The sequence below is a fragment of the Ureibacillus yapensis genome (genome assembly GCF_003515775.1).
GTDB classification, from domain to species: domain Bacteria; phylum Bacillota; class Bacilli; order Bacillales_A; family Planococcaceae; genus Ureibacillus; species Ureibacillus yapensis.
On record NZ_QWEI01000002.1, the window covers coordinates 178879 to 203958 of the forward strand.

The 25080-nt window shown below is 37.6% G+C and carries 27 protein-coding genes; 11 read left to right on the top strand and 16 right to left on the bottom strand.

What is annotated here, in order from left to right; all coding sequences use genetic code 11:
• Nucleotides 1-38 precede the first annotated feature (38 nt).
• From D1B33_RS05580 to D1B33_RS05590, 3 genes are all read left to right on the top strand, one after another.
• Nucleotides 39-815, top strand: a complete 777-nt coding sequence (locus D1B33_RS05580) for an IclR family transcriptional regulator (protein WP_118875389.1) — start codon at nucleotides 39-41, stop codon at nucleotides 813-815.
• A gap of 393 nt (nucleotides 816-1208) precedes the next feature.
• The gene (locus D1B33_RS05585; RefSeq protein ID WP_118875390.1) at nucleotides 1209-1487 is read left to right on the top strand and encodes a hypothetical protein; all 279 of its coding nucleotides are present in this window, start codon (nucleotides 1209-1211) and stop codon (nucleotides 1485-1487) included.
• A 181-nt stretch (nucleotides 1488-1668) separates the two neighbouring features.
• On the top strand, nucleotides 1669-3417 hold the full coding sequence (locus D1B33_RS05590; RefSeq protein WP_118875391.1) for a B12-binding domain-containing radical SAM protein: 1749 nt from the start codon (nucleotides 1669-1671) through the stop codon (nucleotides 3415-3417).
• Nucleotides 3418-3550: 133 nt separating this feature from the next.
• Here D1B33_RS05590 and D1B33_RS05595 read toward each other — a convergent pair whose 3' ends face one another.
• Together D1B33_RS05595 and D1B33_RS05600 are read right to left on the bottom strand one after the other, a co-directional pair.
• A complete protein-coding gene (locus D1B33_RS05595; RefSeq protein WP_118875392.1) occupies nucleotides 3551-4309 on the bottom strand; it encodes an SDR family oxidoreductase in 759 nt (252 codons plus the stop codon).
• Nucleotides 4310-4378: 69 nt separating this feature from the next.
• Nucleotides 4379-5692, bottom strand: coding sequence for a GntP family permease (locus D1B33_RS05600; RefSeq protein ID WP_118875393.1), 1314 nt, complete (start codon nucleotides 5690-5692; stop codon nucleotides 4379-4381).
• Nucleotides 5693-5942: 250 nt separating this feature from the next.
• On the opposite strand from D1B33_RS05600, the gene D1B33_RS05605 reads away from it, so the two are divergent.
• The 3 genes from D1B33_RS05605 to D1B33_RS05615 all read left to right on the top strand — a co-directional run bounded on the left by D1B33_RS05605 (nucleotide 5943) and on the right by D1B33_RS05615 (nucleotide 8224).
• Nucleotides 5943-6860 (top strand): LysR family transcriptional regulator, encoded by a 918-nt coding sequence (locus tag D1B33_RS05605; protein WP_118875394.1) that lies wholly within the window; start codon nucleotides 5943-5945, stop codon nucleotides 6858-6860.
• 279 nt (nucleotides 6861-7139) lie between these two features.
• Nucleotides 7140-7943 carry a uroporphyrinogen-III synthase gene (locus D1B33_RS05610; protein ID WP_118875395.1) on the top strand — a complete coding sequence of 268 codons (804 nt, stop codon included), beginning with the start codon at nucleotides 7140-7142 and terminating at the stop codon, nucleotides 7941-7943.
• A gap of 62 nt (nucleotides 7944-8005) precedes the next feature.
• Nucleotides 8006-8224, top strand: a complete 219-nt coding sequence (locus tag D1B33_RS05615; RefSeq protein WP_118875396.1) for a hypothetical protein — start codon at nucleotides 8006-8008, stop codon at nucleotides 8222-8224.
• A gap of 24 nt (nucleotides 8225-8248) precedes the next feature.
• On the opposite strand, the gene D1B33_RS05620 is transcribed toward D1B33_RS05615, so the two are convergent.
• Complete coding sequence (locus D1B33_RS05620; protein WP_118875767.1) at nucleotides 8249-8794, bottom strand: D-glycero-alpha-D-manno-heptose-1,7-bisphosphate 7-phosphatase; 546 nt, start codon at nucleotides 8792-8794, stop codon at nucleotides 8249-8251.
• 77 nt (nucleotides 8795-8871) lie between these two features.
• Nucleotides 8872-9255: a DUF378 domain-containing protein gene (locus D1B33_RS05625; protein ID WP_118875397.1), complete on the bottom strand. Its 384-nt coding sequence runs from the start codon at nucleotides 9253-9255 to the stop codon at nucleotides 8872-8874.
• 175 nt (nucleotides 9256-9430) lie between these two features.
• On the opposite strand from D1B33_RS05625, the gene cbpA reads away from it, so the two are divergent.
• On the top strand, nucleotides 9431-10075 hold the full coding sequence (gene cbpA, locus D1B33_RS05630) for a cyclic di-AMP binding protein CbpA (RefSeq protein WP_118875398.1): 645 nt from the start codon (nucleotides 9431-9433) through the stop codon (nucleotides 10073-10075).
• Between the two features lie 41 nt (nucleotides 10076-10116).
• Here the strand turns inward: cbpA and D1B33_RS05635 are convergent, their stop codons facing one another.
• The 5 genes from D1B33_RS05635 to D1B33_RS05655 all read right to left on the bottom strand — a co-directional run bounded on the left by D1B33_RS05635 (nucleotide 10117) and on the right by D1B33_RS05655 (nucleotide 14905).
• Complete coding sequence (locus D1B33_RS05635; RefSeq protein WP_118875399.1) at nucleotides 10117-10944, bottom strand: carbonic anhydrase; 828 nt, start codon at nucleotides 10942-10944, stop codon at nucleotides 10117-10119.
• Between the two features lie 90 nt (nucleotides 10945-11034).
• Complete coding sequence (locus D1B33_RS05640; RefSeq protein ID WP_118875400.1) at nucleotides 11035-11814, bottom strand: YqhG family protein; 780 nt, start codon at nucleotides 11812-11814, stop codon at nucleotides 11035-11037.
• Between the two features lie 114 nt (nucleotides 11815-11928).
• Nucleotides 11929-13452, bottom strand: coding sequence for a DEAD/DEAH box helicase (locus D1B33_RS05645; RefSeq protein ID WP_118875401.1), 1524 nt, complete (start codon nucleotides 13450-13452; stop codon nucleotides 11929-11931).
• Between the two features lie 150 nt (nucleotides 13453-13602).
• Nucleotides 13603-14073 carry an SRPBCC family protein gene (locus tag D1B33_RS05650; protein ID WP_118875402.1) on the bottom strand — a complete coding sequence of 157 codons (471 nt, stop codon included), beginning with the start codon at nucleotides 14071-14073 and terminating at the stop codon, nucleotides 13603-13605.
• 124 nt (nucleotides 14074-14197) lie between these two features.
• A complete protein-coding gene (locus D1B33_RS05655) occupies nucleotides 14198-14905 on the bottom strand; it encodes a YczE/YyaS/YitT family protein (protein WP_118875403.1) in 708 nt (235 codons plus the stop codon).
• Between the two features lie 144 nt (nucleotides 14906-15049).
• On the opposite strand from D1B33_RS05655, the gene D1B33_RS05660 reads away from it, so the two are divergent.
• The gene (locus D1B33_RS05660; RefSeq protein WP_118875404.1) at nucleotides 15050-15925 is read left to right on the top strand and encodes a LysR family transcriptional regulator; all 876 of its coding nucleotides are present in this window, start codon (nucleotides 15050-15052) and stop codon (nucleotides 15923-15925) included.
• Nucleotides 15926-16664: 739 nt separating this feature from the next.
• On the top strand, nucleotides 16665-16832 hold the full coding sequence (locus tag D1B33_RS05665; protein ID WP_118875405.1) for an aspartyl-phosphate phosphatase Spo0E family protein: 168 nt from the start codon (nucleotides 16665-16667) through the stop codon (nucleotides 16830-16832).
• A 104-nt stretch (nucleotides 16833-16936) separates the two neighbouring features.
• On the opposite strand, the gene prpE is transcribed toward D1B33_RS05665, so the two are convergent.
• The 4 genes from prpE to D1B33_RS05685 all read right to left on the bottom strand — a co-directional run bounded on the left by prpE (nucleotide 16937) and on the right by D1B33_RS05685 (nucleotide 19746).
• Nucleotides 16937-17731 (bottom strand): bis(5'-nucleosyl)-tetraphosphatase PrpE, encoded by a 795-nt coding sequence (gene prpE / locus D1B33_RS05670; protein ID WP_233549397.1) that lies wholly within the window; start codon nucleotides 17729-17731, stop codon nucleotides 16937-16939.
• 109 nt (nucleotides 17732-17840) lie between these two features.
• Nucleotides 17841-17993 (bottom strand): YfhE family protein, encoded by a 153-nt coding sequence (locus tag D1B33_RS05675; RefSeq protein WP_233549398.1) that lies wholly within the window; start codon nucleotides 17991-17993, stop codon nucleotides 17841-17843.
• 122 nt (nucleotides 17994-18115) lie between these two features.
• The gene (locus D1B33_RS05680; protein WP_118875406.1) at nucleotides 18116-19180 is read right to left on the bottom strand and encodes a branched-chain amino acid aminotransferase; all 1065 of its coding nucleotides are present in this window, start codon (nucleotides 19178-19180) and stop codon (nucleotides 18116-18118) included.
• Nucleotides 19181-19359: 179 nt separating this feature from the next.
• Nucleotides 19360-19746 (bottom strand): retropepsin-like aspartic protease, encoded by a 387-nt coding sequence (locus D1B33_RS05685; RefSeq protein ID WP_118875407.1) that lies wholly within the window; start codon nucleotides 19744-19746, stop codon nucleotides 19360-19362.
• Nucleotides 19747-19957: 211 nt separating this feature from the next.
• Between D1B33_RS05685 and hpaB the strand changes: the two genes are divergently transcribed.
• Complete coding sequence (hpaB, locus tag D1B33_RS05690) at nucleotides 19958-21400, top strand: 4-hydroxyphenylacetate 3-monooxygenase, oxygenase component (protein ID WP_118875408.1); 1443 nt, start codon at nucleotides 19958-19960, stop codon at nucleotides 21398-21400.
• A gap of 192 nt (nucleotides 21401-21592) precedes the next feature.
• On the top strand, nucleotides 21593-22420 hold the full coding sequence (locus D1B33_RS05695; RefSeq protein WP_118875409.1) for an alpha/beta fold hydrolase: 828 nt from the start codon (nucleotides 21593-21595) through the stop codon (nucleotides 22418-22420).
• A 146-nt stretch (nucleotides 22421-22566) separates the two neighbouring features.
• On the opposite strand, the gene hslO is transcribed toward D1B33_RS05695, so the two are convergent.
• The 3 genes from hslO to D1B33_RS05710 all read right to left on the bottom strand — a co-directional run bounded on the left by hslO (nucleotide 22567) and on the right by D1B33_RS05710 (nucleotide 24816).
• Nucleotides 22567-23451 (bottom strand): Hsp33 family molecular chaperone HslO, encoded by an 885-nt coding sequence (hslO, locus tag D1B33_RS05700; protein WP_118875410.1) that lies wholly within the window; start codon nucleotides 23449-23451, stop codon nucleotides 22567-22569.
• A gap of 18 nt (nucleotides 23452-23469) precedes the next feature.
• A complete protein-coding gene (locus D1B33_RS05705; protein ID WP_233549399.1) occupies nucleotides 23470-23898 on the bottom strand; it encodes a MarR family winged helix-turn-helix transcriptional regulator in 429 nt (142 codons plus the stop codon).
• Between the two features lie 435 nt (nucleotides 23899-24333).
• Complete coding sequence (locus D1B33_RS05710) at nucleotides 24334-24816, bottom strand: SRPBCC family protein (RefSeq protein ID WP_118875412.1); 483 nt, start codon at nucleotides 24814-24816, stop codon at nucleotides 24334-24336.
• Nucleotides 24817-25080: the final 264 nt, after the last annotated feature.

A 25080-nucleotide genomic window follows, 5' to 3' on the forward strand; every position in this document is an offset into this window, starting at 1 on the left:
GTTTAACTATTTGGGGACTATCAGAAAGGAGTGATTTAATGGGTGCAGAAAATCAAGATACAAATCATTTATCTTCTGTAAAAAATGCTCTTAGAATCTTGAGGAGTTTCACAGTAGATGAACCAGAAAAAAAGGTTAGTGATCTGTCTGTTTCACTCGGGTTAAATAAAAGCACAGTTAGCAGAACAATGGCAACACTTGCAAGTGAAGGATTCGTATATAAAGATCCTGAAACGAAGAAATACCGATTAGGCTTCTCCATTCTCTCGCTAAGCGGAATCGTTAATACCACAATGGATGTGTACCGAGAATCCATACAAACCTTAAATAAACTGGTTGAGACTACTGGCGAAACAGCGCACCTCTCCATCATAGACCAGTTGGAAGTCATTTATCTCCAAAAAGTAGAATGTAATCATCCAGTTCGATTTTTAACTCATGTGGGAAGACGAAATCCGTTATACTGCACAAGTTCAGGGAAAGTATTGCTGGCATATTGCCAGGATGAGGATCTATTGGAGCAAGTCATTCAACAAGGCCTGAACAGATTCACGAAAAATACCATTACTGACCCACAAAAACTACGTGAGCAATTAAAAGAAATTCAAAAAAATGGTTACGCTTACAGTAGTGAGGAATATCGAGAAGGAGTAAACTCTATCGCAGCCCCAGTCTATGATTATCGCGGAAAAGTCATTGCTGCGTTGGCAGTTGTTGGACCAAAGCAGCGAATTCCATCTCAAAAAATAAATAATATTGCGAAGAAGGTTATCTATGCTGCAAGTGAAATTTCAGCAAAAATGGGATATCGATAACGAGGAGGGACAATATATACGATCTTCATACACATTTTATACCAGAAAATATTTTATCTTGGCTTAAAGAAAATAAACAAGTTGTCAATGCACAATGGATTAATAAAGAGGCAGACAAAGATCCATTTTAATTGTCTTGAGCCACTAGGATTCAAGACTTTTTTTGCCCAAATTTTTTCTTCTGTAAACTAGGCTTCTTCTGCGATAATTATGACTTTGTTCAGCCTTTTAACGAAATGTATCTTTCCCTTCACTATCAGTGGCATTCATGCATAAAATGCCTATAGCTATTAATTAGTTAGGAATTAAAGCCTGGCACAAAGAACCTTTTTCAAAAAAATAATGTTTACTGCCTCATAGTTTTTATTTCAACTAAAAGGGAGATTGCAATAAATGAATATGAGGAACAATCCAACCGACAGGCTGTTTCAAGAAGAAACAATCCCTACACAAATAACGAGTGAGAATATTTCCGATAAGATTGAGATACTAGGAAATGTCATTGTTCTTGTTGGCGAGGCTATCGTGGTTTACTCACAAGTGATTGCAGCTCAAGAAAAAGCCCAAACGCAGCAAAATACAACAACAGGTCAAGCTAACGTACAGAACCAATTAAACAATATTTTCAAAGAGCTTGATGATATTAAAAAATTACTGAAAAAAGCATTATAATCATTTCAAAACTAAGGAATAAGATCTAGAAACAATAAACCGGGCACTAATGCCTGGTTTTTTCGGTTGCATACCCTCTTTATATTGCTCACCCCCCTCAACTAGTGGCGCAAATCCCTTATTATTGCTAAAATAAATAGGATATACATCAAGAGATAGTGTTTATTAAAGGAGATTCTTCATGAAAATAGTTTTAACAACATTAAACGCCAAATATATCCATACGAACTTGGCGCTGCGTTATTTGAAAGCTGCTGCACAGCCTGATTTTGACTCAACTATCATTGAATATACAATTAAAGATCCTGCCTTCAATATCGTTTCCGACCTGTATCAACATAAACCGGATGTTGTGGGGTTTAGTTGTTATATTTGGAATATAGAAGAGACGATTGGCGTCATTCGGATGCTTAAAACCGTTTCGCCGCAAACGAAAATCGTTCTGGGCGGACCTGAAGTATCTTATGATGTCCATGATTGGCTACGCCGCATTCCCGAAGTGGACTTTATCGTGATGGGTGAAGGCGAGTTTTCCTTCAAAGAATTGCTTAAACATCTAAATGGTGCACTACCTTTGGAGGACGTTCCGGGGATCTGTTATTTGGAAGAAGGCAAAATGAAAATACATGGCCAGCCAAAGAAAGTGGATTTGCGCGAGATTCCAAGCCCTTACCGCTTCGAAGAGGACCGCGCGACTCTTGGCAAGCGGATTCAATATATTGAAACAAGCCGCGGCTGCCCGTTCTCGTGCCAGTTCTGTCTTTCGTCAATTGAAGTCGGTGTTCGCTACTTTAATCGCGACAAAATCAAAGATGATATTCGCTACCTGATGGCAAATGGTGCAAAAACAATTAAATTCGTCGATCGCACATTTAACATTAGCCGCAGCTATGCAATGGAAATGTTTCAATTTTTGATTGATGAACACGTACCAGGCGTCGTTTTCCAGTTTGAAATCACCGCGGATATTATGCGTCCTGAAGTCATCCAGTTCCTGAACGAAAATGCCCCACGCGGCTTATTCCGTTTCGAAATTGGGGTTCAATCCACAAACGATTTAACCAACGAGCTTGTCAAACGACGCCAAAACTTTGAAAAACTAAAGCGTACGGTCACAATGGTGAAAGAAGGCGGAAAAATCGATCAGCATCTTGATTTAATCGCCGGTTTGCCGGAAGAAGATTATAATAGTTTCCGCCAAACGTTCAATGATGTATTTGCCATGCGTCCGGAAGAATTGCAGCTTGGCTTCCTGAAGCTTTTGCGAGGAACCGGTCTACGTGTACAAGCAAAACAATATGGCTACACCTATGTGGATTTGGCGCCATATGAAATTTTCTCAAATAATGTTTTAACATTTGATGAAATTATCCGCATTAAGCAGGCGGAAGATGTACTGGAGAAATATTGGAATGACCATCGAATGGACAATACGATTGAATATCTTGTAACAGAATGTTTCGAAACGCCATTTGATTTTTTCCAAAACTTTGGAACATACTGGGAAGAAAAAGGATGGTCCCGCATTGGCCATCAGCTAGAAGATTTATTTAAACGACTGGAAGAATTTTTAGCAACACAACCCAAGATTGATCTTTCCATTGTACGCAGTCTCATGCAGCTGGATTATTTATCGAAACAACCATTCCAGCCGCGCAAGTTATGGTGGGATGAAAAAGTATCCCGCGAGGAGCAAAGAGAAATTTACCGTGTATTAAAAGAAACGCCGATTCTGGCAGGTGAAGAATTTACACAAATCGATTTAAACGAAAAGGATTTCTTTAAACATTCACTGATTATTCCTTTCGCAATCGACTTGAATGCGCTTCAGCAAAACGGCGATGTACTTAAACAAGAAAATTACTTGCTCACATACTTCCGCTCTGGTCAAACACCATACTTTGCCACATTGGCAAAACAGTTAAATTAATAAAAAATTAGGGGATGTATTGAAGTTCAAACCTTTCAATACATCCCCTTATTTCCTTGTATTTTAAAAAAGCATCCAGATTTTTTCTGGATGCTTAAACGTTCATAAGATATATCACCTGAGAGCTAAAGAATTATTCTCCGCCAGTAACGCCTAGTGCTTCACCAGTGATCGCTGCTGCACCATCAGAAGCCAAGAATACAGCTGTTGCTGCGATTTCTGAAGGTTCAAGGAGACGTCCTAACCATTGACCACCTAAGATGTGTTTGTTTAATGCTTCTTCAACTGTAGAGCCATCTTTTTCTGCAAGTACAGGTAATTGTTTTTCAATTAATTCTGTACGAGTTGGACCAGGTAAAATGGAGTTCGCTGTAATTCCGTATTTTGCATTTTCCATAGCTACTACATTCGTAAAACCAATTTGACCATATTTTGCTGCAACATATGCAGATTTATATTGGTCCGGTCTTCTTCCGTGACCCGAAGAAATTGTAATGATACGGCCGTATTTTTGTTCTTTCATAGAAGGAAGCGCGTGTTTTGTAACCAGGAATGCTCCTTTTAGAATAACATCAACAACTAAATCCCATTTTTCTTCCGGGAATTCATCTACCGGAGAAATGAATTGTAGCCCTGCATTGTTTACTACAACATCAATTGATCCACGTTCTGCAACAATTGCGTCCACTGCTGTTTTTACACTTTCTTCGCTAGCCACGTTTACTTTGTAGCCTTTCGCGTTTCCTAATTTTTCAGCAGCTTCCACTGCAGCTTCTTCATTCAAATCAAAAATTGCTACAAAGTCACCATTGTCTTTAAAAGCTTCTGCAATTGCATATCCAATTCCACGAGCTGCTCCTGTTACGATAACTGTACGATTTTGTTTAGTCATTATATGTTACCCCAATCTTTATGAAAATTTGTTTACTATTGGAGAGGAAGTCTCATCCTCTCCAATGAATTAATAGAATGAAACGCCGATAATCAATGCAGCGATCAACGCTAGTAAGTTTGGTACCGTCATGATAATGAATGCATACTTGAATCCAGTTTTGTGTGTTAAACCAGTTAAAGCGAACAGAGATAAAATTGCGCCGGAATGTGGCAACCCTGTCCATACTGCTGATGCAATCGCGGAAATACGGTGCATCGCATCAGGGTCTACACCCATAGCCAAATAACTTTGAGCAAACGCTTCCATTGCGATACCGAGTGCCCCCGAAGCTGAGCCGGTAATACCACCCAACGCCATAGATGCAACAGATAAACTGATTAAAGGATTACCAGGTATGCTTAAAATGAAATCCTGAATAACTTTAAATCCTGGTGCAAGAGTAATAACCACTCCAAATGCTACAGATGCCGAAGTAAAGAAGATAGGCATAACTGCACCGTTCGCACCTAAGCTCAAAGCTTCTTTATGCGACGGAATATATTTATGGAACAGGATCGCCGAAACAATTACTGCTGCTCCAAGACCAATCAACACAATATTTTCTATTTTCATTGCACTACCCGCAAAGATAATCACGATTAAAACCAAGATTGGCAAAATACTTAAAAAGAATGAAGGTGTTTTTTCTTTCAATTCAATTTTCTTTTCATTTGCCTTCTCATCCAGTTTGAAAACTTCCTTATTTTTCAAACTTTTGTTTAAAGCACTGCGCATATACCATAGACCGACACCAACTGCCACGATTGTTGCGACAATCCCGATTAAAGGAGCTGCCGTTAGTTGCGTTCCTAAATATTTCGTTGGCACTACGTTCTGAATCGATGGTGTACCAGGCATCATCGTCATCGTAAATGTCCCAATCCCTAAAAATACCGGAATAACGATCAGATTCCATGCAATGTTTAATTGTTGAAATAATGGTTTTGCAAGCGGAATAACTACGAAAAGTACAACGAATAAGCTAATTCCGCCATACGTTAAAATTGCACTGATTAAGAAGATGGCTACTAGAACTGAAAACGGTTTCTCCGTTCCTGTTATTGAAAGCACTTTCTGGGCGATTGCTTGAGCTGCACCACTTTTTTCAATATATTGTGCCAAAATTGCACCTAGTAAAAATATCGCAAAAAAGTTAACGATAAATCCTGTAAGCCCTGTCATAAATGAAGCTTCTGTTCCAATTAAGCTTGGGAAGAAGTCCATGCCATTTGAAATGATGACTATTATCGAAGCTACAGGAGCAATGAATATAATGCTGAATCCCTTCATTGACATATAGACAATCAAGGCAATGGCTAAAATAATTCCTAAAGTTCCCATATCACTTGTCCTCCTGTTTTTCTACTAGCAAATGTGAATTTTTTTCGACAGTTGAGTTTATTTGTCGGTCGATTAGAATTATGTCATAATTTTGTCGGATTTTATAATACTAGTTTTATTATTGCAGGTATAACGATTTAGTTATCATGGATAAATAGTTCACATTTCAAGCGGTATTATGGTCAAACCAGAAAAAATAAGATTTAATAAGTGATAATAACTAGTATTAGTAGAATTGAGGAATTCCATTATGAAAGAAGATTTATCACTAGAATATTTACAGGCAATTCAGCAATACGGAAATTTTTCGCATGCAGCAAAAGCGCTTTTTGTATCACAGCCTTATTTGAGCAAATATATAAAAATCCTGGAAACCAAGCTTGGAGTCAATCTTGTGAATCGCCAAATAACGCCTCTAACACTCACATATGCAGGTGAACTTTATGTCTCGTATATGAAGGATATACAAAAATCCTACGCCAAGATGCAGGTCGAGCTCGAGGCAATTTCCAATTTAAAAAAGGGACGATTGATTGTTGGCATGAATCCAATTCTTGCTTCCTACACGCTATTCAGATTTCTTCCCCAGTTTATGAAAAAATATCCAGGCATTGAAATTGAACTGGAAGAAGGAACTGCCAGCGAAATGGAGTCGCTTATCCTTCAAAACAAAGTTGATATTTGTTTGAATATGTTGCCTATCTCGAATCCCGAACTGGTCTACGAAGAACTTTTCGAGGAAAACATTTACCTGGTTATACCTTCTGAGCATCCGTTGTATGATAAAAACAATGTCACACCAACGCACGTCCCTTTCAATCCCAAAAGCCTAAAAAACGAAAAATTTATACTGCTTAAACCGGGACTTGGCTTACGGCGATTAACCGATGGAATTTTCGAGCACTATGAAATAAAACAACCAAATATTATTCTGGAAACAAACAATATTGAAAATGCTTTTCGCTTATGCATTAACGGGAATGCGTTAACATTCATTCCTGAATCTGTTGTGACGCGTGATCAAGTTAAGTTTAATGCAAACCTTTATACACTAGGAAATCCAATATTTAAAAATTATGTCGTGATTAATTACAAGAAAGATGCCTTGCTTTCCCCTGCCGCAAAAGCTTTTTTGCAATTCACAAAAGAAAAATTCATTCAATTTTAAAAAGGCGTTCCAAAATGGAATGCCTTTAAACATGCTAACGAGATTACAACTGAAGAATGAGGAGCTGCCAGAACAATTGGGCAGCTCCTTATTTATTCAACAGTGATATTTTCTTATGCTGAGTAAAGTGATATCTTGTAATACAACAGATCATGGTTGAATGGAAAATTCGTTGGAATCTACCAGTTCCGCAATAATTTCCATGAGTTTTATAATCATTAATGTTTTTTCAGTTAATTCTGTTACTATAAAACTATTAATAGACTTAGGAGAGTGTATATGAGCGGATTACAAAACAAGTGCATCGCTTTACTTGGGACCCGGAAAATAGATGAACAAACGAATATCATTAAACAGCTTGGCGGTTCTGCCCTGCACCGACCGTCCCAAGGAACTGTCTTTTTTGATTCCAGTGTTATTGGTGAAGATGTGCAGTATATAATAGAAGGAAATTTTCAATGGATTATTTTCACCACGGGAATAGGGATTGAAAAGTTGTTTGAAGCAGCAATCGAAATGGATCGTGAAGCCGAGCTCCTCGAAGCCTTACGAAACATGAACATTGCAATCCGTGGCTATAAATCGGCAAACTCATTGAAAAAAAGAGGGCTGGTGCCAATCGTGCGGGATGATGACGGAAGTATTGCCGGGTTAATTCGTTCGTTTGATGCTTTTGATTTAAAAGATAAAACTGTTGCAGTACAACTCTATGGTGAGCCGGCAGTTGAACTGATTGATTGGTTAAACGATCAAGGAGCAAATTACCGAAAGATTATCCCATATGAACATATACCGCCGAAAGAAGAAACGCTCGCACAATTAATGAATGAAATTCTTTCATCTGAAGTAGATGCAGTGGGCTTTACAAGTGTTCAGCAAGTTCGCTATGTCTTCGAATATGCAGAAAAAATTGACGTGAAGCCTGCATTGATCGAAGCATTCGAAAATCATGTTGTTGCTCTTCCTGTTGGCAAGGTTACAGGAAAAGCGTTGCATGATAGAGGGGTGAACCGGATGGTGATTCCGCAAGATGAACGCATTGGCAGCGCACTTATGACTTTAAATAAATATTATAAGCAATAATAAACTCCTTTTCCTTTTTCCCTTCATACACTGTAAGTAAATGTTTGAAGGGAGAAAAAGCGATGTTTGCCGTACACTTTTATGAAAAACGAAATTTATTGATTAGCAAACTTTTGAACGAAGTCCCATCTGTTGACTCTGAAATTCGAATTAAAGGACGAAAAGGAAAAGTCATCGAAGTACATCAAGTTCACGAAAATAAATATCACGTCCAAATCGAATTGGAAGCTGTTAAAAAGGTCGTTCCATTGGCTGCAGCAAATAAAAGAAAAAGAAAATAAAGCGCTCTTGGCCACTTTTGATGATCAAAGGTGGTTTTTTTCTTGTTCGGTACTGTCTTCGATTATCCAATCACTAGCTGATCTCAAATCGGGGAAAACTCGATCGGCCAGCGGGTCGCTGTGCCCCAAAAAAACGGTTTTTGTTCCCGCTTTCTTGCCTGCCATAATGTCCGTGTCTGTATCTCCCACCATGTAAGATTGCTGAAGTTCAATATTATATTTTTTCGCTAAATCCAAAATCATTTTACTCCCTGGTTTTCTGCATTCACAACCTGCTTTCGGTTTATGTGCACAGTAAGCCACATCATGTACAATAGCTCCAAACTTTTCCAATTGACTTATCATATAGTCATGTATTTTCACCAGCTGCCTTTCTTTCATATACCCCAGCCCTACCCCGCCTTGGTTTGTGACAACAAAAACATACTCAAAATGGTCATTTAATTTTTTAATTGCTTCAGGAACTCCGGGCAGAAAATACAAATCACTTGGTTTGTTTACAAATTTCACACGCTTTGTCAAAACTTCATTGATTACACCGTCACGATCCAAAAAAACAGCTCTTTTCAACATAATCCCCCTCTTTTAAATGACATTAAAAAATGCGGTATCTTTTTGATGATACCGCATAAGTTCCGATTTAAATGTTAGACAAGTTTGTCTTTATCGCCTTTGCGATCATTGTCATATAATTCAGTTGCGCGACTTTCGGATTTTCCGTTCGTTGTACGATCTTTTTTGACATCCGAGAAATCAGCTTCTTTGCCGAACTCAGTTTGGTAATTCGTATTTGTATAGGCGTTGCCATAGCTACGATTTGCAGCTTCTTCATCTTCTTCATATGTTCTAAATAATAACGGAATACTTATTAATCCAGCCAAACCAACCAAGCTATAAATAATTCTGGATAATCCGGAAGTTTGCCCTCCAAAAAGCGCAGCAACAAGGTCAAAACGGAATAACCCAATTAACCCCCAGTTAATGGCACCGATGATGACTAACACTAAAGCAATGCGATATAAGACTCCCATATGACCCTCCTGTAAATGTATTTATGACTCCACAATATTCCGTATTGTGTTGACCTTATTTTTTGCAATTTGCAATTTTTTATACACTTTCTTTTGAATATTCTCTTTTTCACAATCATAAAAGTATCAATGGGTTAAAAACCATTAGCCGCGTAAACAGAGAGGAAGAAAAACCATGATTGTCAAACAAAGGATTGTGAAAAAAACCGACGTTGTCTGGTGCAAAGAAACAGAAAACATTTCGGAAGTATTGGCTAAGCTAAAACTTTCAGGATATCGTTGCATTCCCATCTTGGATGAAAGCGGTCAAAAATTTATTGGAAATGCCTATAAAGTAGCAATTTTGGAACATATGTTAGATGGCGAGCATGCAGATATACCAATAAAAGAGTTGGCAAAGGATGTGGATGGCATTATTTTGGAGGATAGCTCTTTTTTTGAAAGCTTTTTCTCCATCAAAAGACTTCCCTATTTGGCTGTGGTGGATGAGCAGCAGCATTTTGTCGGCATTTTAACTCATTCAAAAGTATTCGAATTGCTGGAAGAAGCATGGGGATATAAAACAGGAAGTTGTGCCTTAACGATTGCATTGCCTGACACGGAAGGTATTTTAGCAAAAATCTTAACATTGATAAAACGAAAAACGTCGATTCACGGCGTATTTGCGATCGATGATAATAATTGGTATTTAAGAAGGGTCATCTTGACTTTGGGGAAAGAGTCCAACCAAAAGACCGTAAAAGAATTGGAGGCTATTCTTCATAAAGTTGGGGCACGGTTGATTGACATAGAGGTATTCAACAAGGAAAACTTCAATTAAAAAACTAAAGCGATTGGAGCACCCCAATCGCTTTTCCATGGTTAGTTCAATTCGAACTTATAAACATCACGACCATTTAACTGCTGTATTGAACGGTTATTTTGCACGAAAATGGAGTTGAAGCGCTTGATTTGTTCATCCGACATTTCAATGGGGTGTTCCATGATAAACCAGTTCACGCCTTCTGTACATGGCGGTGCTGTTAAAGAACCCATATATTGATAAACGCTTTTTTGTTCGGGCAATAAAAATTGCAAATTAATGGGGTTTTTTAAAAGCCTCACTGCTTCACTTCCGGAACTTGGCATTTCATCCCACAATTCAGCCAAGACTTCATTTTCTTCTCCTCTTTCGATAAACAAGCCGATTGTCACTAAATCGCCCTCTTCCGATTCGTGATACAGATGTGCCTCCATATCGAAATACTGGCCATTCAGCTGATGTTCGCTTGGCGAATAAAAATGCATGCCGGTAAACTTGTACTCTTTATTGTCAATAACTATAGAGTTATGGGCAGTTGTAGCATTAGCTTCAATCGTATGGCCATCGTTTTCCACGGCAAAAATGGCTTGATCATAGTTAAGAGAAATTTGATCGGCTAGTTTCGCGGCTTCAGCCTGATCTATTGTTTCCTTCACTTCAATATTTATTGGTGATTGAAGTTCCCCTCTTCCACACGCCTCATAGCTCGAAATAACCTTCAACCATTGTGCCTTTCCAACTCCCCCATCATAGGACCGATACACAATATTTTTACCCGACTGATCATTTTCAGCAGGAGCTTGCTGGGAAGAATCAACAAGAAAATAACCGATTGCCAATACGACAATCAAGAAAGAAAAAAAAGCATAGAGGTAAATTTTGCGCATTTTGAATCTCCTTTAGAAGTTCATTATTATCAAGTTAGCCATTTCTCGTATCTTTCTATACAATTTGGCAATGAAACTTCATCGGTGGGATTATTTTAGATAAAATAATCCGCCATTGATGATTTCTACTTTAATTCTCGGATTAAATCGCTCTTCCAAAGCTTTTTTTTCTACCTCATAACTTTCCGGTTTTTCTTCTACCCCATCATAGAAGTAATTTAATACTTCCAATTCTTTTTCCCAGCGTGCTTTGGCTTCTTCTGCCCATGAGTGATCGTCATTTTGGATGATTTGTTGAATCATTGAATCCAAGCGTTCAATTCCGCGAGCAGGTTTAATGATAAAATCCAAACAATACACATTTTTCGGCATTGTTGATTGCAGGTTTTGTTGGCTGACAAATTCATGAAAATGATCTTCAATTTGCCCATTTATTAAATTAATGCCCAATGAGTATAGTACTTCCTTCGTTTGGTCGCTAAGGTAAGATACTTTGTAGTTCACACATAAAAAAGGAATTAACATTGGGTTTTCAAGATTTTGATCGATACTATGGTACATTTTCACAAATGAACCCAATTCCTTCGTAGTTTTAAAAATTTGATGAAGCCTTCCTGAACCAAAGTGAATCATCTCTCCCATAAAGGGGGTTTGCATCTTGGACCGATCTGTAATCAAGTTCAGCCTTGCTGGGTTTGGTTCACTATTCGTTGCTTCAATATATTGCCAATAAAATGGACGATTCATAATTCGCTTGTCCATATCTACGGTTAGTTGGACAGAAAGCAAGAAACCCTCATCTTCCAAAATATCACAATTAGTTTCTTTGAAAAAATTGTTTAAATACTCATGAATTTGCTCAGCATACACGTTCGGGATCCTCCTTTCTAAAGAAGAGCGGGTTTTTCGCTTATAAGATTTAACTTATAAGTTTGAAGTCTTGTCCACTGTAGAATAGCTCAAGTAAACTTCAAGCAATTTTGGTTACGCTTTCCGTGCCAAGATGTCATCCAAATCCCCTACCACTTTTTCAAATACATCAATTTTGCTTTCCAGCAAGTCCAATATTTTTTGTTCTATCGTATTTTCAATCGCTAAATTGTAGATGTGCACATCTTCTTCCTGTCCCAGACGATGAACACGTCCGATGCGCTGCTCCAGCTTCATGGGATTCCAGGGCAAGTCGTAGTTGATCACATGATGGCAAAATTGAAGGTTAATCCCCTCACCGCCGGACTCTGTTGCAATTAGCACCTGATCCCGTTCGCGGAATAATTGTCTGACCCAATCCCGCTTGCTTTTGCTGAATTTCCCATTAAAAAGAACGCTTGAAATCCCTTGTGAATGCAAATACCATTGAAGAAACGCTTGTGTTGCCCGATATTCCGTGAAAATAATGACTTTATCGTCAGCATTTTTGACGATTTCCAAGACCTTCTCCGCTTTGGAGTTCACTTCGAGGTTAGCCAATTTGTCCATAATCATATCGATATACTCTTTTTCTTCGTTTGATATGCCTTTTTGCATCATTTTATTTAAAGTTAGATAGGTGGCTTCTTTACTGCTGCACATTTCCTTAAGCAGCGTCACCATTGTAAATGAACTGGAAAAGATGGATGATACGGTTTTTAATTCCCCGATCATGTCATACACTCTTCTTTCTTCTTCCGTAAACCGAACCGGAATCGTGTGAACTTTACGCGTCTTCCATTCAATTCCGGTATCTTGTCTGCGATTTCTGACCATCACCTGATTGACGAGTTCTTTTAAATATTTCTCTCCATCAATTGAATTTTTGGTAGCCGAAAAAGAGGCTTGAAAGGTTTCATAATTTCCTAGGTGACCAGGTTTTAATAAGGAAACGAGATAAAAAATTTCAAAAACGTCATTTTGGATGGGGGTAGCAGTTAATAATAAACAAAACTTTTTCTTCAAACTTTGGACAAATTCATAAATTTGCGTTTTATGGTTTTTTAACTTATGTGCTTCGTCAATAATAATCATGTCATAGTTTTGTTCGTATATTTTCTCGCGATGGGGGCTTTTTTTCGCCGTGTCCATACTCATGACCATAACATCATAATGCTCAATGGGCGTATTTTTTCGATAAGCAATCGCCGGGATGAAAAATCGTACATTTAATTCGGTTACCCACTGGTTTTGAAGCGATGCCGGAACCAAAATCAACACCTTTTTCACGATTCCGCGTATCATGTATTCTTTCATGATCAGACCGGCTTCAATGGTTTTCCCCAATCCCACTTCATCAGCCAAAATTGCTTTTCCATTCATTTTTTCGATCACCGTTTGGGCAGCTTCTACTTGATGGGGCAGCAACTGGATATTGGTTAATAATTTAGGAGCCTGCAACCCCGAAAAGTCAGGAATCAAATTCATCTTTTCCGTTTCGTAGCTCATTTTATAAAGTGTCCAGCTATCCCAAGGGCCATCATGTTCCAGGCGCTCCGTAAAGCCTTCCCGCCAGTTCGAAAATCGTTCTATAATCATAACAACACCTCGCTCGTTGTACCTTTTAGCTTATCCAAATGTTAAAAACATATGAATATTAATTATTTTTAACAAGAAAAATGTATTATTATTAAAGGTTTTATGGCTCAAATAAAAAATTTTGCAAGAAAAAAAGCCAACTGGATAGATTTACTTCTGTCCAGTCGGCTTATTATTTTCTAATTCAGCTACTTTCTTTACTCTTTCGACAAATTGAACGACTACTTTATCAGAACTAAGCATAACAAGCGGCTTTAAAAACCATTTTAAAGGTTTATTGGTTGTTTCGTATTTTAAAAAAGTTGTATTACCATCCAGTGCTTTTAATTCGTAACTTGCACTAATATCGAACATATTTGCCAAATTAAAAGCTACTTTAAGCTTTTTAAAATTAGGATCGTCTTTATATTCCACTGTATTTACTTCATATTCTTGTACTCGGTTTCCCTCTCGGTATTTTTGAAGATGGACACTTCCTACCCTTTCAGCGGTTAGCTTTATCGGTTCATGAGAAACAACTTGAGGCATTATCTTTTGCATATTTTCTAAATCTCCATTTAACAGATTCCATACTTGTTCAATTGGGGCTTGTATTTTAATCTCTTTAGACCAGGACTTCATCTGATTCCTCCACCTAAAAATCACATTATTTCAATCATTATAACAGTCATTTACCATTAAAGAAATTCGTTCATCTTTGCTCTGTATACAAATAAAAAAGGAGCTAGCAGCCCCTTTTCTCCGTTTAATTTGTTGTTGTTTCTTTAAGAGCGTATTTTTGTTCAACCTCTTCGTTCTTTGTTTTATATACCCAGCTAAGAAGTGGCTGTTGAAATCTTTTTATCAGCATTCCTGTAATTTTACCAATGAAATAAGCCGCTACAAACGTTCCGATGCCAATGGATCCAAAGGAATGAATGAAAATCAGGCATATCAAAGCAGCAACAGTAACATTGGTTAAATCACTTGTGATTTTTGCTTTGGCAAATTGCAGTTTAAATCGCTTGCTAATGGAATAGGTTAAGGCATCATATGGCATCAATGGGAACTTGGATGAAAAATAACCCAACAAACCTATAGATACAATAAATAAACTGATGAGCAAGAAAACCAATTGCATGACTAGCCCCTCAGGCGCAGGCAATAACCCGACAATGATTAACGCGCCATCTATAAAGAAACTAAACATAACTGTAACGATTAACTGTACGATATATTCTTTCACTTCAACACTTTTATTAAGAATGACTTGCACAATAATATATAGGATATTTGCCAGGAATGTCATCATACCAACTGAAAAACCGGTAATAAGCGACAATGCATAGGCCAATGAGGATACAGGCGAAACCCCTAGCATTGCTTGTATTGAAAAGGCGATTCCAAGCGCCAAAAAAAATAAACCGAATACATATATCACAATTCGCTTTATTGTGGTGTCCATATGTTTCATATAATCCTTCTCTCTTCGTCATTTTTCTGAATCCAGTCCATATTGACTCTTTCATTCCTATATCGTAACATGGATTTTGAGATATTAATAATATATATTTCCTTAACAAATCATATGAAAAAACATATAACGCGAGGTTGGAAAATGGATATTCGGCAATTGCAATACTTTAGAGAAATCGTCAATCAAGGGAGTATTTCGAAAGCAGCAGAAAGTTTAAATATTGCTCAGCCTCCATTGAGTCAATTATTAAAAAAAATGGAAAATGAATTGGGGACAACCTTGATTCACCGTTATCGAAAGAAATGGGAGTTAACCGAAACTGGGGAAATTTTATTCGACTATGCCAATCAAACACTTAGCCAAATGGATGCGTTAAAACAACAAATACTCGAAATAGAAGAAGGATCCTCGGGAAAAGTTCGCATTGGGGTCTCAACTTCTTGTTCAAATATTCTGGTCGATTTTGTAAGCAAGTATCATGCAAATTATCCAAATGTTAAAATTTTTATCATTACTGGAACTTCGGAAGATATATTAGATAAATTGAAGAAAGATGAGATTGATTTGGCGGTGGTATTAAGGCCGAATCATTTTGAACAATTCGAATCTAAAATTTTAAAAGAGCAACATGCAACCTTAATTGTTCCAAAGTTATGGGGAAATGTCTTTTCCAACGCTTTCTCATTGGAAACGCTGGCATCTTATCCCTTTATTTTGCTCGGAGCAATGGAAGGACATTCATTTCATGAAAGTCTCCTCAGTTATTTTGAGAGCAATGGCCTAAAACCCAATATTGTTATAGAAAGCAAAAATATAGCGATGGTTGTAGCGCTTGTTAATAAAGGGCTTGGCATTTCCATCATACCGCAAATGGACTATCGGTCACCGGCCATGGAAAACGTTGCAATCTTCAAATTAAATGAATTGAATCTTAGTGTTGAGCCTGTAATCTTAAAGCTTAAGGATCGCCATATTTCAAAAGCTGCCAATCAATTTTGGGAACTTGTTAATAGTTGAATTAAAGGGGTGCCTCAAACCATGGGCCACCTCTTTTTTTGCGCTTGCAATTATTTTTCTAGCTTCTTTAGTCGTTATTCGTCTTGCTAGCCAATCCCTTCTATCATCTTTCAATCAGTATCTTCCCTTATTTATAGAAAAAAAAGAAAAATATTGTAAAAACTCTTCTTTTCTATTAAAATACTCTTGTGCAGAAGATGTATACTATTTTATACATTTTACAGAAATTTACTCATAGCCCTATACGGACAATCAACAATTTATAAGCTTTCATAACATGGAGCAATTTATTAATAAAAAAAGGAGCAAAAAATTATTTCAGTATACCATAGGAGATTTAATATTTTAATTTTTCTAAAAATTAATGGCGTTTGCTCTTTTTAAATTGCAACTGGTTCTTTTCGTAAAAAAACGTCATTTTTCGATTATCCATCGACATACTAAACCGGTTTTTTAACAGTAATCCCCATTGAACCAGATTACATTGAAAACAAGTCTTGAATATTTTGAAACCTGTAAAAATGAGAGTTCCGTAAGCTTAAAGTAAAAAAACATTACCCGATAAGGTATAGATTTTCCCTTTTTTAAAAAATTCTTCGTATTTGTGACAAAAATGTGAATTTCCAATATTTAACCACAAACCGACATTATTTTTAAGGGGAGTAATATACAATGTATACAGTAAAACCAAATTATATTAAACAACTAATATAACATTTAATCTTGGAGGATTAATAGCATGAGACGTAGATTTTTTAGACACATTTTAAAACTACTAATTGAAATGAAGAGAAAAGATATGTATAAAAAAGCAAACAATCTAGGTTTTACACATCCAGAAACAGTAACATGCAGCCAGGAACTTGACGCACTTTTGAATATATACTCACATAAGGAAGCAGCTTAAGGAGGCGTTATTATTAAAACTTACTCATATACACCCAATATCAACCCCAGTTAGACAAGAGCTTTTCTGTCTAGCTGGGGTTGTTCGCGCTATTCCTATTTTGCCTATTCCTTCTCAATTGGATTGTCTTGCCCTACCCTTCCTGAATAGTTCTTTGATGCCCTGACATATACAAATTCCTTTTCAGGATAGCGATAGCATGTAAGCTTTCCGCCGAATACGACTCCTTGGTCAATATTGATGGTATTGTTGACAATCAGCGGTTCCCGTTTTGGATCATGGCCCCAAACAATAATTAGCTCCCCTTTGTGATGATTGAACCAATCTTTCCGAATGGGTTTTCCTCTTTCGTCAAAACCTGCCACGTCGCCATAACGGCAAAAATCTTTTATTCTGGAATTTTCCTTTCCAATATACTCGTCTTTAATGCCTGCATGTGCACAAACAACGCAATCTTGCCCTTCGTCGGAAATGATATAATGGGATGGAGCAGCCATTAACATCTTTTTGAGCCTTCCTTTTAAATCCCTCGTCTGTTGTTCACCATGTTTCTTTTCATATTGCACGAGTTCTTCTTCCACCTTTTCATCTCCGTGGGTTAATTTAACGTTGCACCCGTCCAGCCAACGTGCAATTTTCCAGCCATGATTGCTATCAATCATATAAGCTAATTTGGCGTCAATATGGCGCAGGAAAAATTCCATTGTTTTTAGCGAGTACGGCCCTCTGCTCGAAATATCACCAAGAGACAAAATTTTCCTTCCTTCTGGGTGCACATAGAGCCCTTGATTGTTTTGGGAATACCCCAATTGCTTCAAGAGTGTGATAAATTCATCAAAACAAGCATGAATATCTCCAATAATATCAATGCCATATTCCAGCTCGATGCGCATGTTCATTCGCTCCCTCTAACGTTTTTATAACTACTCTACCCTATTCTTTGCAATTTTCGGCAAATAAAAACTCAGTTCCTGGAAGAACCGAGTTTTCAGAAGATGACACAAATAATTAATGGAGATTTTTCTTTTCTTGCTTTTGATTTTCTTTCTTCGTTGCATGATCTGCCCGTTTAAATTCTTCTTGGTACAATACTTCCTGCGTAGCGGTTAATTGATTGTCCTGCACCGTTAGTTGCTCATGCGGTTGCTTATGTTCTTTCAAAGATTGCCACTCCTTCCACTCTATAATCATCATTAGTTTTTTCGAATTGCAGGAGGGTTATTCGGAATAAAGAAAAAAACATCCTAACTATTTTGTGTTAGGATGTTGTAAAAGTTTATGGATTATAATCGAATTGTCCAATCGAATGAGTCTTCAATTTTGCCATATTGAATACCTGTTAATGTATCATAAAGCATTTGTGAAACTTCACCGATTTCACCTTTATTGATGCTCATTTTTTCATCCAGATATTTCAATTCCCCAACCGGCGAGATTACAGCGGCAGTACCTGTGCCGAATACTTCTTCCAATGTACCGTTATGGTAAGCCTCGACTACTTCATCAATCGAGATGCGTCGCTCTTCAACTGGGATTCCTTTTGACTTTAATACCTGTATCATGCTATCGCGCGTAATACCCGGTAAAATGCTTCCATTCAGCTCAGGTGTCACAACCGTTCCAGCTATTTTAAAGAAGATGTTCATGCTGCCGACTTCTTCTACATATCTATTTTCCTTGCCATCCAGCCATAACGTTTGGGAGTATCCTTCACGATCGGCAATCTCTTGGCCTTTAAGCGCACTTGCATAGTTGCCGCCCGTTTTTGCTTCCCCTGTTCCACCTTTTACCGCTCGGACAAATTGTTGTTCGACCATAATTTTCACAGGGTTAATTCCTTCTTTGTAGTAAGAACCCGAAGGAGACATAATAATTATAAATTGATATTTTTTCGAAGGATGAACACCCAGGTTTTCCTCCGTTGCAATAATGAACGGTCTAATATATAAAGAAGTTCCCGGTGCTGTTGGAATCCATTCACGGTCCACGGCAACTAATTGCTTTAATGCTTCCAATGCCAATTGCTCATCAATCGCAGGAATACAAAGACGTTCATTTGATCGGTTTAAACGCTTGAAGTTGGCATCCGGCCGGAATAACAATGCCTCTCCATCAACGGTGATGTATGCTTTCAATCCTTCAAATACGGATTGCCCATAATGGAAAATCATTGCAGATGGATCAAGGGAAATGGGCTGGTAAGGAATGATGCGCGGATCATGCCATCCGATGCCTTCCGTATAATCCAAAACAAACATATGGTCCGAAAAATAATGGCCAAAACCCAATTGGTCGGGAGCCGGCTTTTCTTTTGGCTGAGATGTCTGTTCAATTTTGATGTTATGCATGTGTTATAGCCTCCAATATTGTTGAATATTCAGAAATTTTATGTAACGATAAATTTCCCATAGCTTAATTTTACACCTTTTCAACCGACATTGTAGTACAAATGTTAAATTTATTCTGATTAATTTACAATTCATTGTTTTAATGTCCCAGGAAACAAAAAATTGCATTTGAAAGCCCCTCATTGATGCCATTGCAGCAACAGTTTATCAATGTTAATCTTCGCTTTCATGCATTGCAGCAAATTCAGTCCAATAATTGCATCCAATTCAAAACCATAATCCATTGCACTAATTTCAATGGAAAAGTTCTCTACTTTAATCGATTCCATTTTAATATAGTCAATCAGTTTGGAATAAACCAGCTCGGTTCCGCCTACCCCGCTAATTCTGTAAATAATGTCCTTATCTTCTGGCATTATCCCGATTTTTTCTGCCTTGACAGCCGCAACGACTGTGGACATTGATCCTGTGTCAATTAACACCCTATTTAAATGAAGGTTGTTCCCTTTATAGCAAATTTCCATATCCGTTAATAATAATCCCTCATCAATCACTAGCTTTTTCATGCCGCCACCTACCTAAGTAATCTAAGGTCTAAATTCATTTATCTCCGCCAATATATGCTTGTCTATCCATCATCATCACTGGAATAACATAGGGGTTAAATCCCTTTTAAAAGTGACACGAAATCTCGGTGGAGATAATACTATAAATTATAAAAGCCGGATCGAAAGCTATTGTTTTAACGAATACAGATGATGGATGAGGTGTATGCAAATGGGTGCTATTAATGGAGAAGCGTTTATTCAGCGTATCGACAAATTAGGAACCGAGATTTGGTTTGATGGTGCAAAAATTAATGGTTTGCTTTCTGAACATCCTCATTTTAAGGGAATCTTGCAGTCTAAAGCGTCATTATACGATTTACAGCATGATCCTAATATTAAAGAGGAAATGACCTTTGCTTCTCCTAAAACGGGAGAAGCAGTTGGGCTTTCTTTTTTACAACCAAAATCGAAAGAGGATCTGTACAAAAGGAGAAAAATGATCCAGCATTGGGCAGCGCATACCAATGGAATTATGGGGCGCAGCCCAGATTATTTGAATACCGTATTAATGAGCTTTGCTTCTTCCGCAGAATTATTAAGAAATCAAAAGAATTGTTTTCCCGAACATTTAATCAAGGTTTTTGAAAATGCAAGAGACCGGGATTTATCGTTTACCCATACTTTCATTACTCCCCAGGTCAATCGGTCGCAAGTCTATATCGAAAACAGCAAGCTGCCCATCGCCGCAAAAGTCGTTGGCGAGACCGACCAAGGCATAATCATTAAGGGCGCCCGACTGCTCGCGACTCAAGGCGGATTAACAGATGAAGTGTTAGTCTTTAGTGTAGGAAGATTCCTTTTCAATGAAGATGAAGCGTTTGCATTTTCCATCCCTTCCAATACCAAGGGATTATCTTTTATTTGCAGAGATAGTTTTTTGGGTGGAGACTCCAGGATTGACCATCCTCTAAGTTCACAATACGAGGAAATGGATTCCATTGTTGTGTTTGATGATGTTTTGGTCCCATGGGAACGAGTGTTTTATTATAACAACGGCGATGCAGCGGAAGAGTTTTTCGAAGAATGTTCTTTTCATGCATTTGCCAAACACCAAGTGCTCATCCGTCAAATTGTCAAAACCGAATTTATACTGGGACTCTCGCAAGTGCTGATTGAGACAATCAACGTTAGGGAATTTCAACATATTCAGGAGAAAATGTCCGAAATCATTATTGGGCTTGAAACATTAAAAGCACTGCTTGAGAGATCAGAAAATAATGCAGCATTGGATCAATGGGGATATATGAGGCCTGACGTGACTCCCTTGAAGGTGGCGGGGACTCTCTTTCCCAAGCTCTATCCTCGGTTTATGGAGATTATCCAGTTAATTGGAGCAAGCGGCATGATTACTCTTCCTACAGAAAAAGCCTTCCACTCGGATATACGCGAAAAACTGGATTTATACCTTCAAGGAGCTACGAAAACCGCCATAGATAGGGTGAAGGTTTTCCGTTTGGCATGGGATTTATCAATGAGTGCTTTTGGCACAAGGCAAACGCAATATGAACGGTATTTTTTCGGAGATCCGATTCGAGTCGCGAGCGATTTGTATAAAAGTTATCCGCTTAAAACTCATACAGATAAAATAGGGAAATTTTTGAATTTAGATTGAATTCTTATTTAATTGATAGCAGCGAAGTTTTATAATTGTAGATAAGGAAAAAATTGGAGGGCTGAATCCTGTCAAAGGACACCCTTCTTTTTTTGAGGCATTAGGGTAAACAAGCTGTTATATATAGAGGAATACCAACGCAGCTACAAACTCTTGCGTATTTGATAAATCGAATCTGTAAAGGGAGAATATATGCCAAAAGTAAAATTAAACGATATGGAAATGAATTATGAAGTAAGAGGAAAAGGTGAACCAATAATCTTTATCCATGGAAGTGGTGCCTCGTGGAGAATGTGGAAACCTCAGATTGAAATGTTTTCTGAAAAGTACAGAATGATTATGATCGATATGAGGGGTCACGGTGAATCATCAAGAAATTTTCCGAACGGTGAGTATTCAATGAAAGTCATTTCAAATGATTTAAAAATATTTCTGGATGCATTGGGTATAGAAAAAACTCATATAGTAGGATTATCTCAAGGTTCTGTGGTTGCCCAACTTTTTGCGATCGAGAATTGTGCATATATCAACAGACTGGTCTTATCAAATGGTTATAGTGAAATTCCTACGAAAATGTCAAAATGGGTATTAAATATTAGCAATACGCTATTTGGATTAATTCCTTATAACATGATAATCAATTTAATGCTAAAGGTTTATAGGGATGATGAATTTACAAAGAAAATATTAAGGATTTCGTTTTCCATTGATAAAGAAATGCTAATGAAAATGAAGAAGAGCGTATTCCCTGCACATACAGCGGAATTGCATCATATTACCTGCCCTACCTTGGTGATGGGGGGAGATATGAAGGTTATGGGTGTAGATGAAAGAAAGGCATCCAAAACTATTTATGAACACATCCCAAATGCTGCACTTGCATTGTTCAAAAATGCTTTTGACCCTTTAAGTACAATGCAACCTGAAATATTCAATGATATGATTTTGGACTTTTTAGAGGGAAAACCACTAAAACAATACGACAATGTTAAGTACTTTAATCGAGAAACTTGCCAATAAAACCGAATTCCAAGAATTGAGATTTTGTAAGCAATTGAAAGTAACAAAAGTCTAGCTAATTTAAAAACCGAACCATAAATATCAATTTAGCAAGATAAAGGCCTATTTTAGCAACTTGTCTAAAATAGGCCTTTTCATTAATTGAGCTATTGTTTTATTTCGTTGACTAAACCTTGTAATTCTTCCTTCGAAAAGTCATAGGTTTTCAAGCAGAAATGACATTGCGTCTCGATGTGCCCTTCCTCTTCAATCATTTCTTCCAACTCTTGAACACCTAGTCCCATCAATGCGCGGCTATAGCGTTCTTTGGAACATGAACAATGGAATTGGACAGGCATCTTGCTTAAAATCTGAACGTCCCCTTCTTGTCCCAGGACCGCTTCCAAAATTTCTTCCGGCGTTAACCCTTTTTCAATCATTTTTGAAACAGGTTCGATGGTAGCTAAATGCTTTTCCAATGCCGTGATTGTTTCTTCTTCGCAGCCCGGCATCAATTGTATGATAAAGCCCCCTGCAGCCAGGATTGTGTTGTCCGGGTTGACGAGTACGCCCAATCCGACTGATGATGGCACTTGCTCGCTGGTAGCAAAATAATAAGTAAAGTCTTCTGCGATTTCACCGGACACGATTGGCACTTGGCTTGAGAACATTTCTTTCATACCCAGATCTTTTACGACCGATAAAAATCCTTCCGTTCCAACACCAGCTCGAACGTCCAGTTTTCCATGTTCATTTAAATCAAAATGAACTTGTCCGTTTGTAACAAAACCGCGTACGTTTCCTTTTGCGTCTGCATCAATTAACATGGCGCCGATTGGACCATTTCCTTCTACTTTAACCGTGATTTTGTCTTCGCCTTTTAGCATTGCACCCATCATGACAGCAGCCGTCATTGAACGGCCAAGTGCCGCGGATACAACCGGCCATGTATAATGGCGTTTTTGCGCTTCTGCCACTGTTTCAGTTGTACGTGCAGCGAAGGCACGAACTTGTCCATTAAAACCAACTGCTCTAACTAAATAATCACTCATCTATCCTAACTCCTTGCTTTAAAAGTCTTTTATATTTTCCTGGATACGCTTTAGCATATCCATTAAACTTCGTAATTCAACATCATTAATTTCATGGAACATTCGATTTGCAAAACTTAACTTATCTTTTTGGCAGTTCATGATTTGCCGATAGCCTTCCTCTGTTATTTGAACAATTGTCTCTCGGTTGTCATGTGGATTTCGCCTTCTCGATACTAACCCATCCGCTTCCAATTGTTTTAAATGGCGAGTAATGGCGGCATGGTCGATATTCACACTTTTTTGCAAAGTGGATTGAGACATTTCATCAGACTGTACGAGTTGGTACAATAGTTCAATTCGGGATAAGCTAAATTGCGTATTGCGTTCAAATTTTGGGCCTAGTTGATTACTAAGTGTTTTAAAAAGGAACAACAATTCTTCTTGCTCAGAAGGTGTAAATTTCAATTGCATCCCTCCTCGCCTATTCCTTTAGGCAAATGATCATTGAGCGGTCAATGTTTGACGCCTCAATAATATATAATCATTTAACTTTGAATGCAAATGATACGTTTTTTGGAAACATTGGGTTTTGAATCTTCTGATTAAAGATGTTGTTAATAGAAGATAGAAAGAGCAGGATTAAAAGTTTTTGCCTATTTGAACTATTTACTGGATTAATGTAGCTCCCACTGTCCATGACCGGCCAATCTCCTTTTTTAAGTATTAGCTCATGGACAGGAGTTGGCTATATTCCATTCTTTTAGTCCATGAGAGTGATTCTCTTGGACAGAGTCGCCAGTTTTTCGCTGCATTGTGTCCACGAAATCGCTTCTCGAGAACTCGATTTGGATTTGCTCAAAATCTGAGAGAAAGAATAACAATTTAGTTATTCAATTTTTATTAGAATTCATTTTTCTCGACTATATATTTTAACTCTTTAAACATCGTATCCCACGCTTGTTCGGATAAAGATGTATAATTCCCCTCCGATTTTGCGATTATTTTTTCAGATTTTCTTTTTTCATGAGGAATAATCAGCGTTTGCTTGAATGTCATCTCGCAGCCATTTTCGATTGGAATAAAGTCTATATTCAAGGAATGGGTTACATCTGTATATTGCGGTAATTCAAAAGTGATGATTAGCTTATTTGGTCGATTGATTTCGACATAATCGCCTGTTACCACGTAGTCTTCTCCATCCCTGCGGTCAACGATATGCCAAGTCCCGTTCACTTGGGCATCACTTTTGGCTATGATATTGGTATGTTCCGTTGTGAACAGCCACTTTTTCATTAACTGCGGGTTGATCCATGCTTCAAAAACTTTCTCCGGCCCAGCGTTAAATTGTCTTACGATTTTCATATTTTCAGCAGAAATTTTCATTTTCCCTCAATCCTTTCATGAATAAATGTAAGGCTTTTACTCCGTTTCGATAAATTAACATACAGGATTTTTCTTGCGAAATTTATATCTATATACCCCATTTATATAAAAATGTTCCTCTTTTCTGATAGTATTTTTGTAAAAAATGATGTAACCGTCATCAATATGAACAATATGTGAAATGTTCCACAAACCATTTTCTTTTCTACTTTTTGGGTGTACAATGGTCTCAAGTTGATATATAACATTCAGTGAAACAGTTAG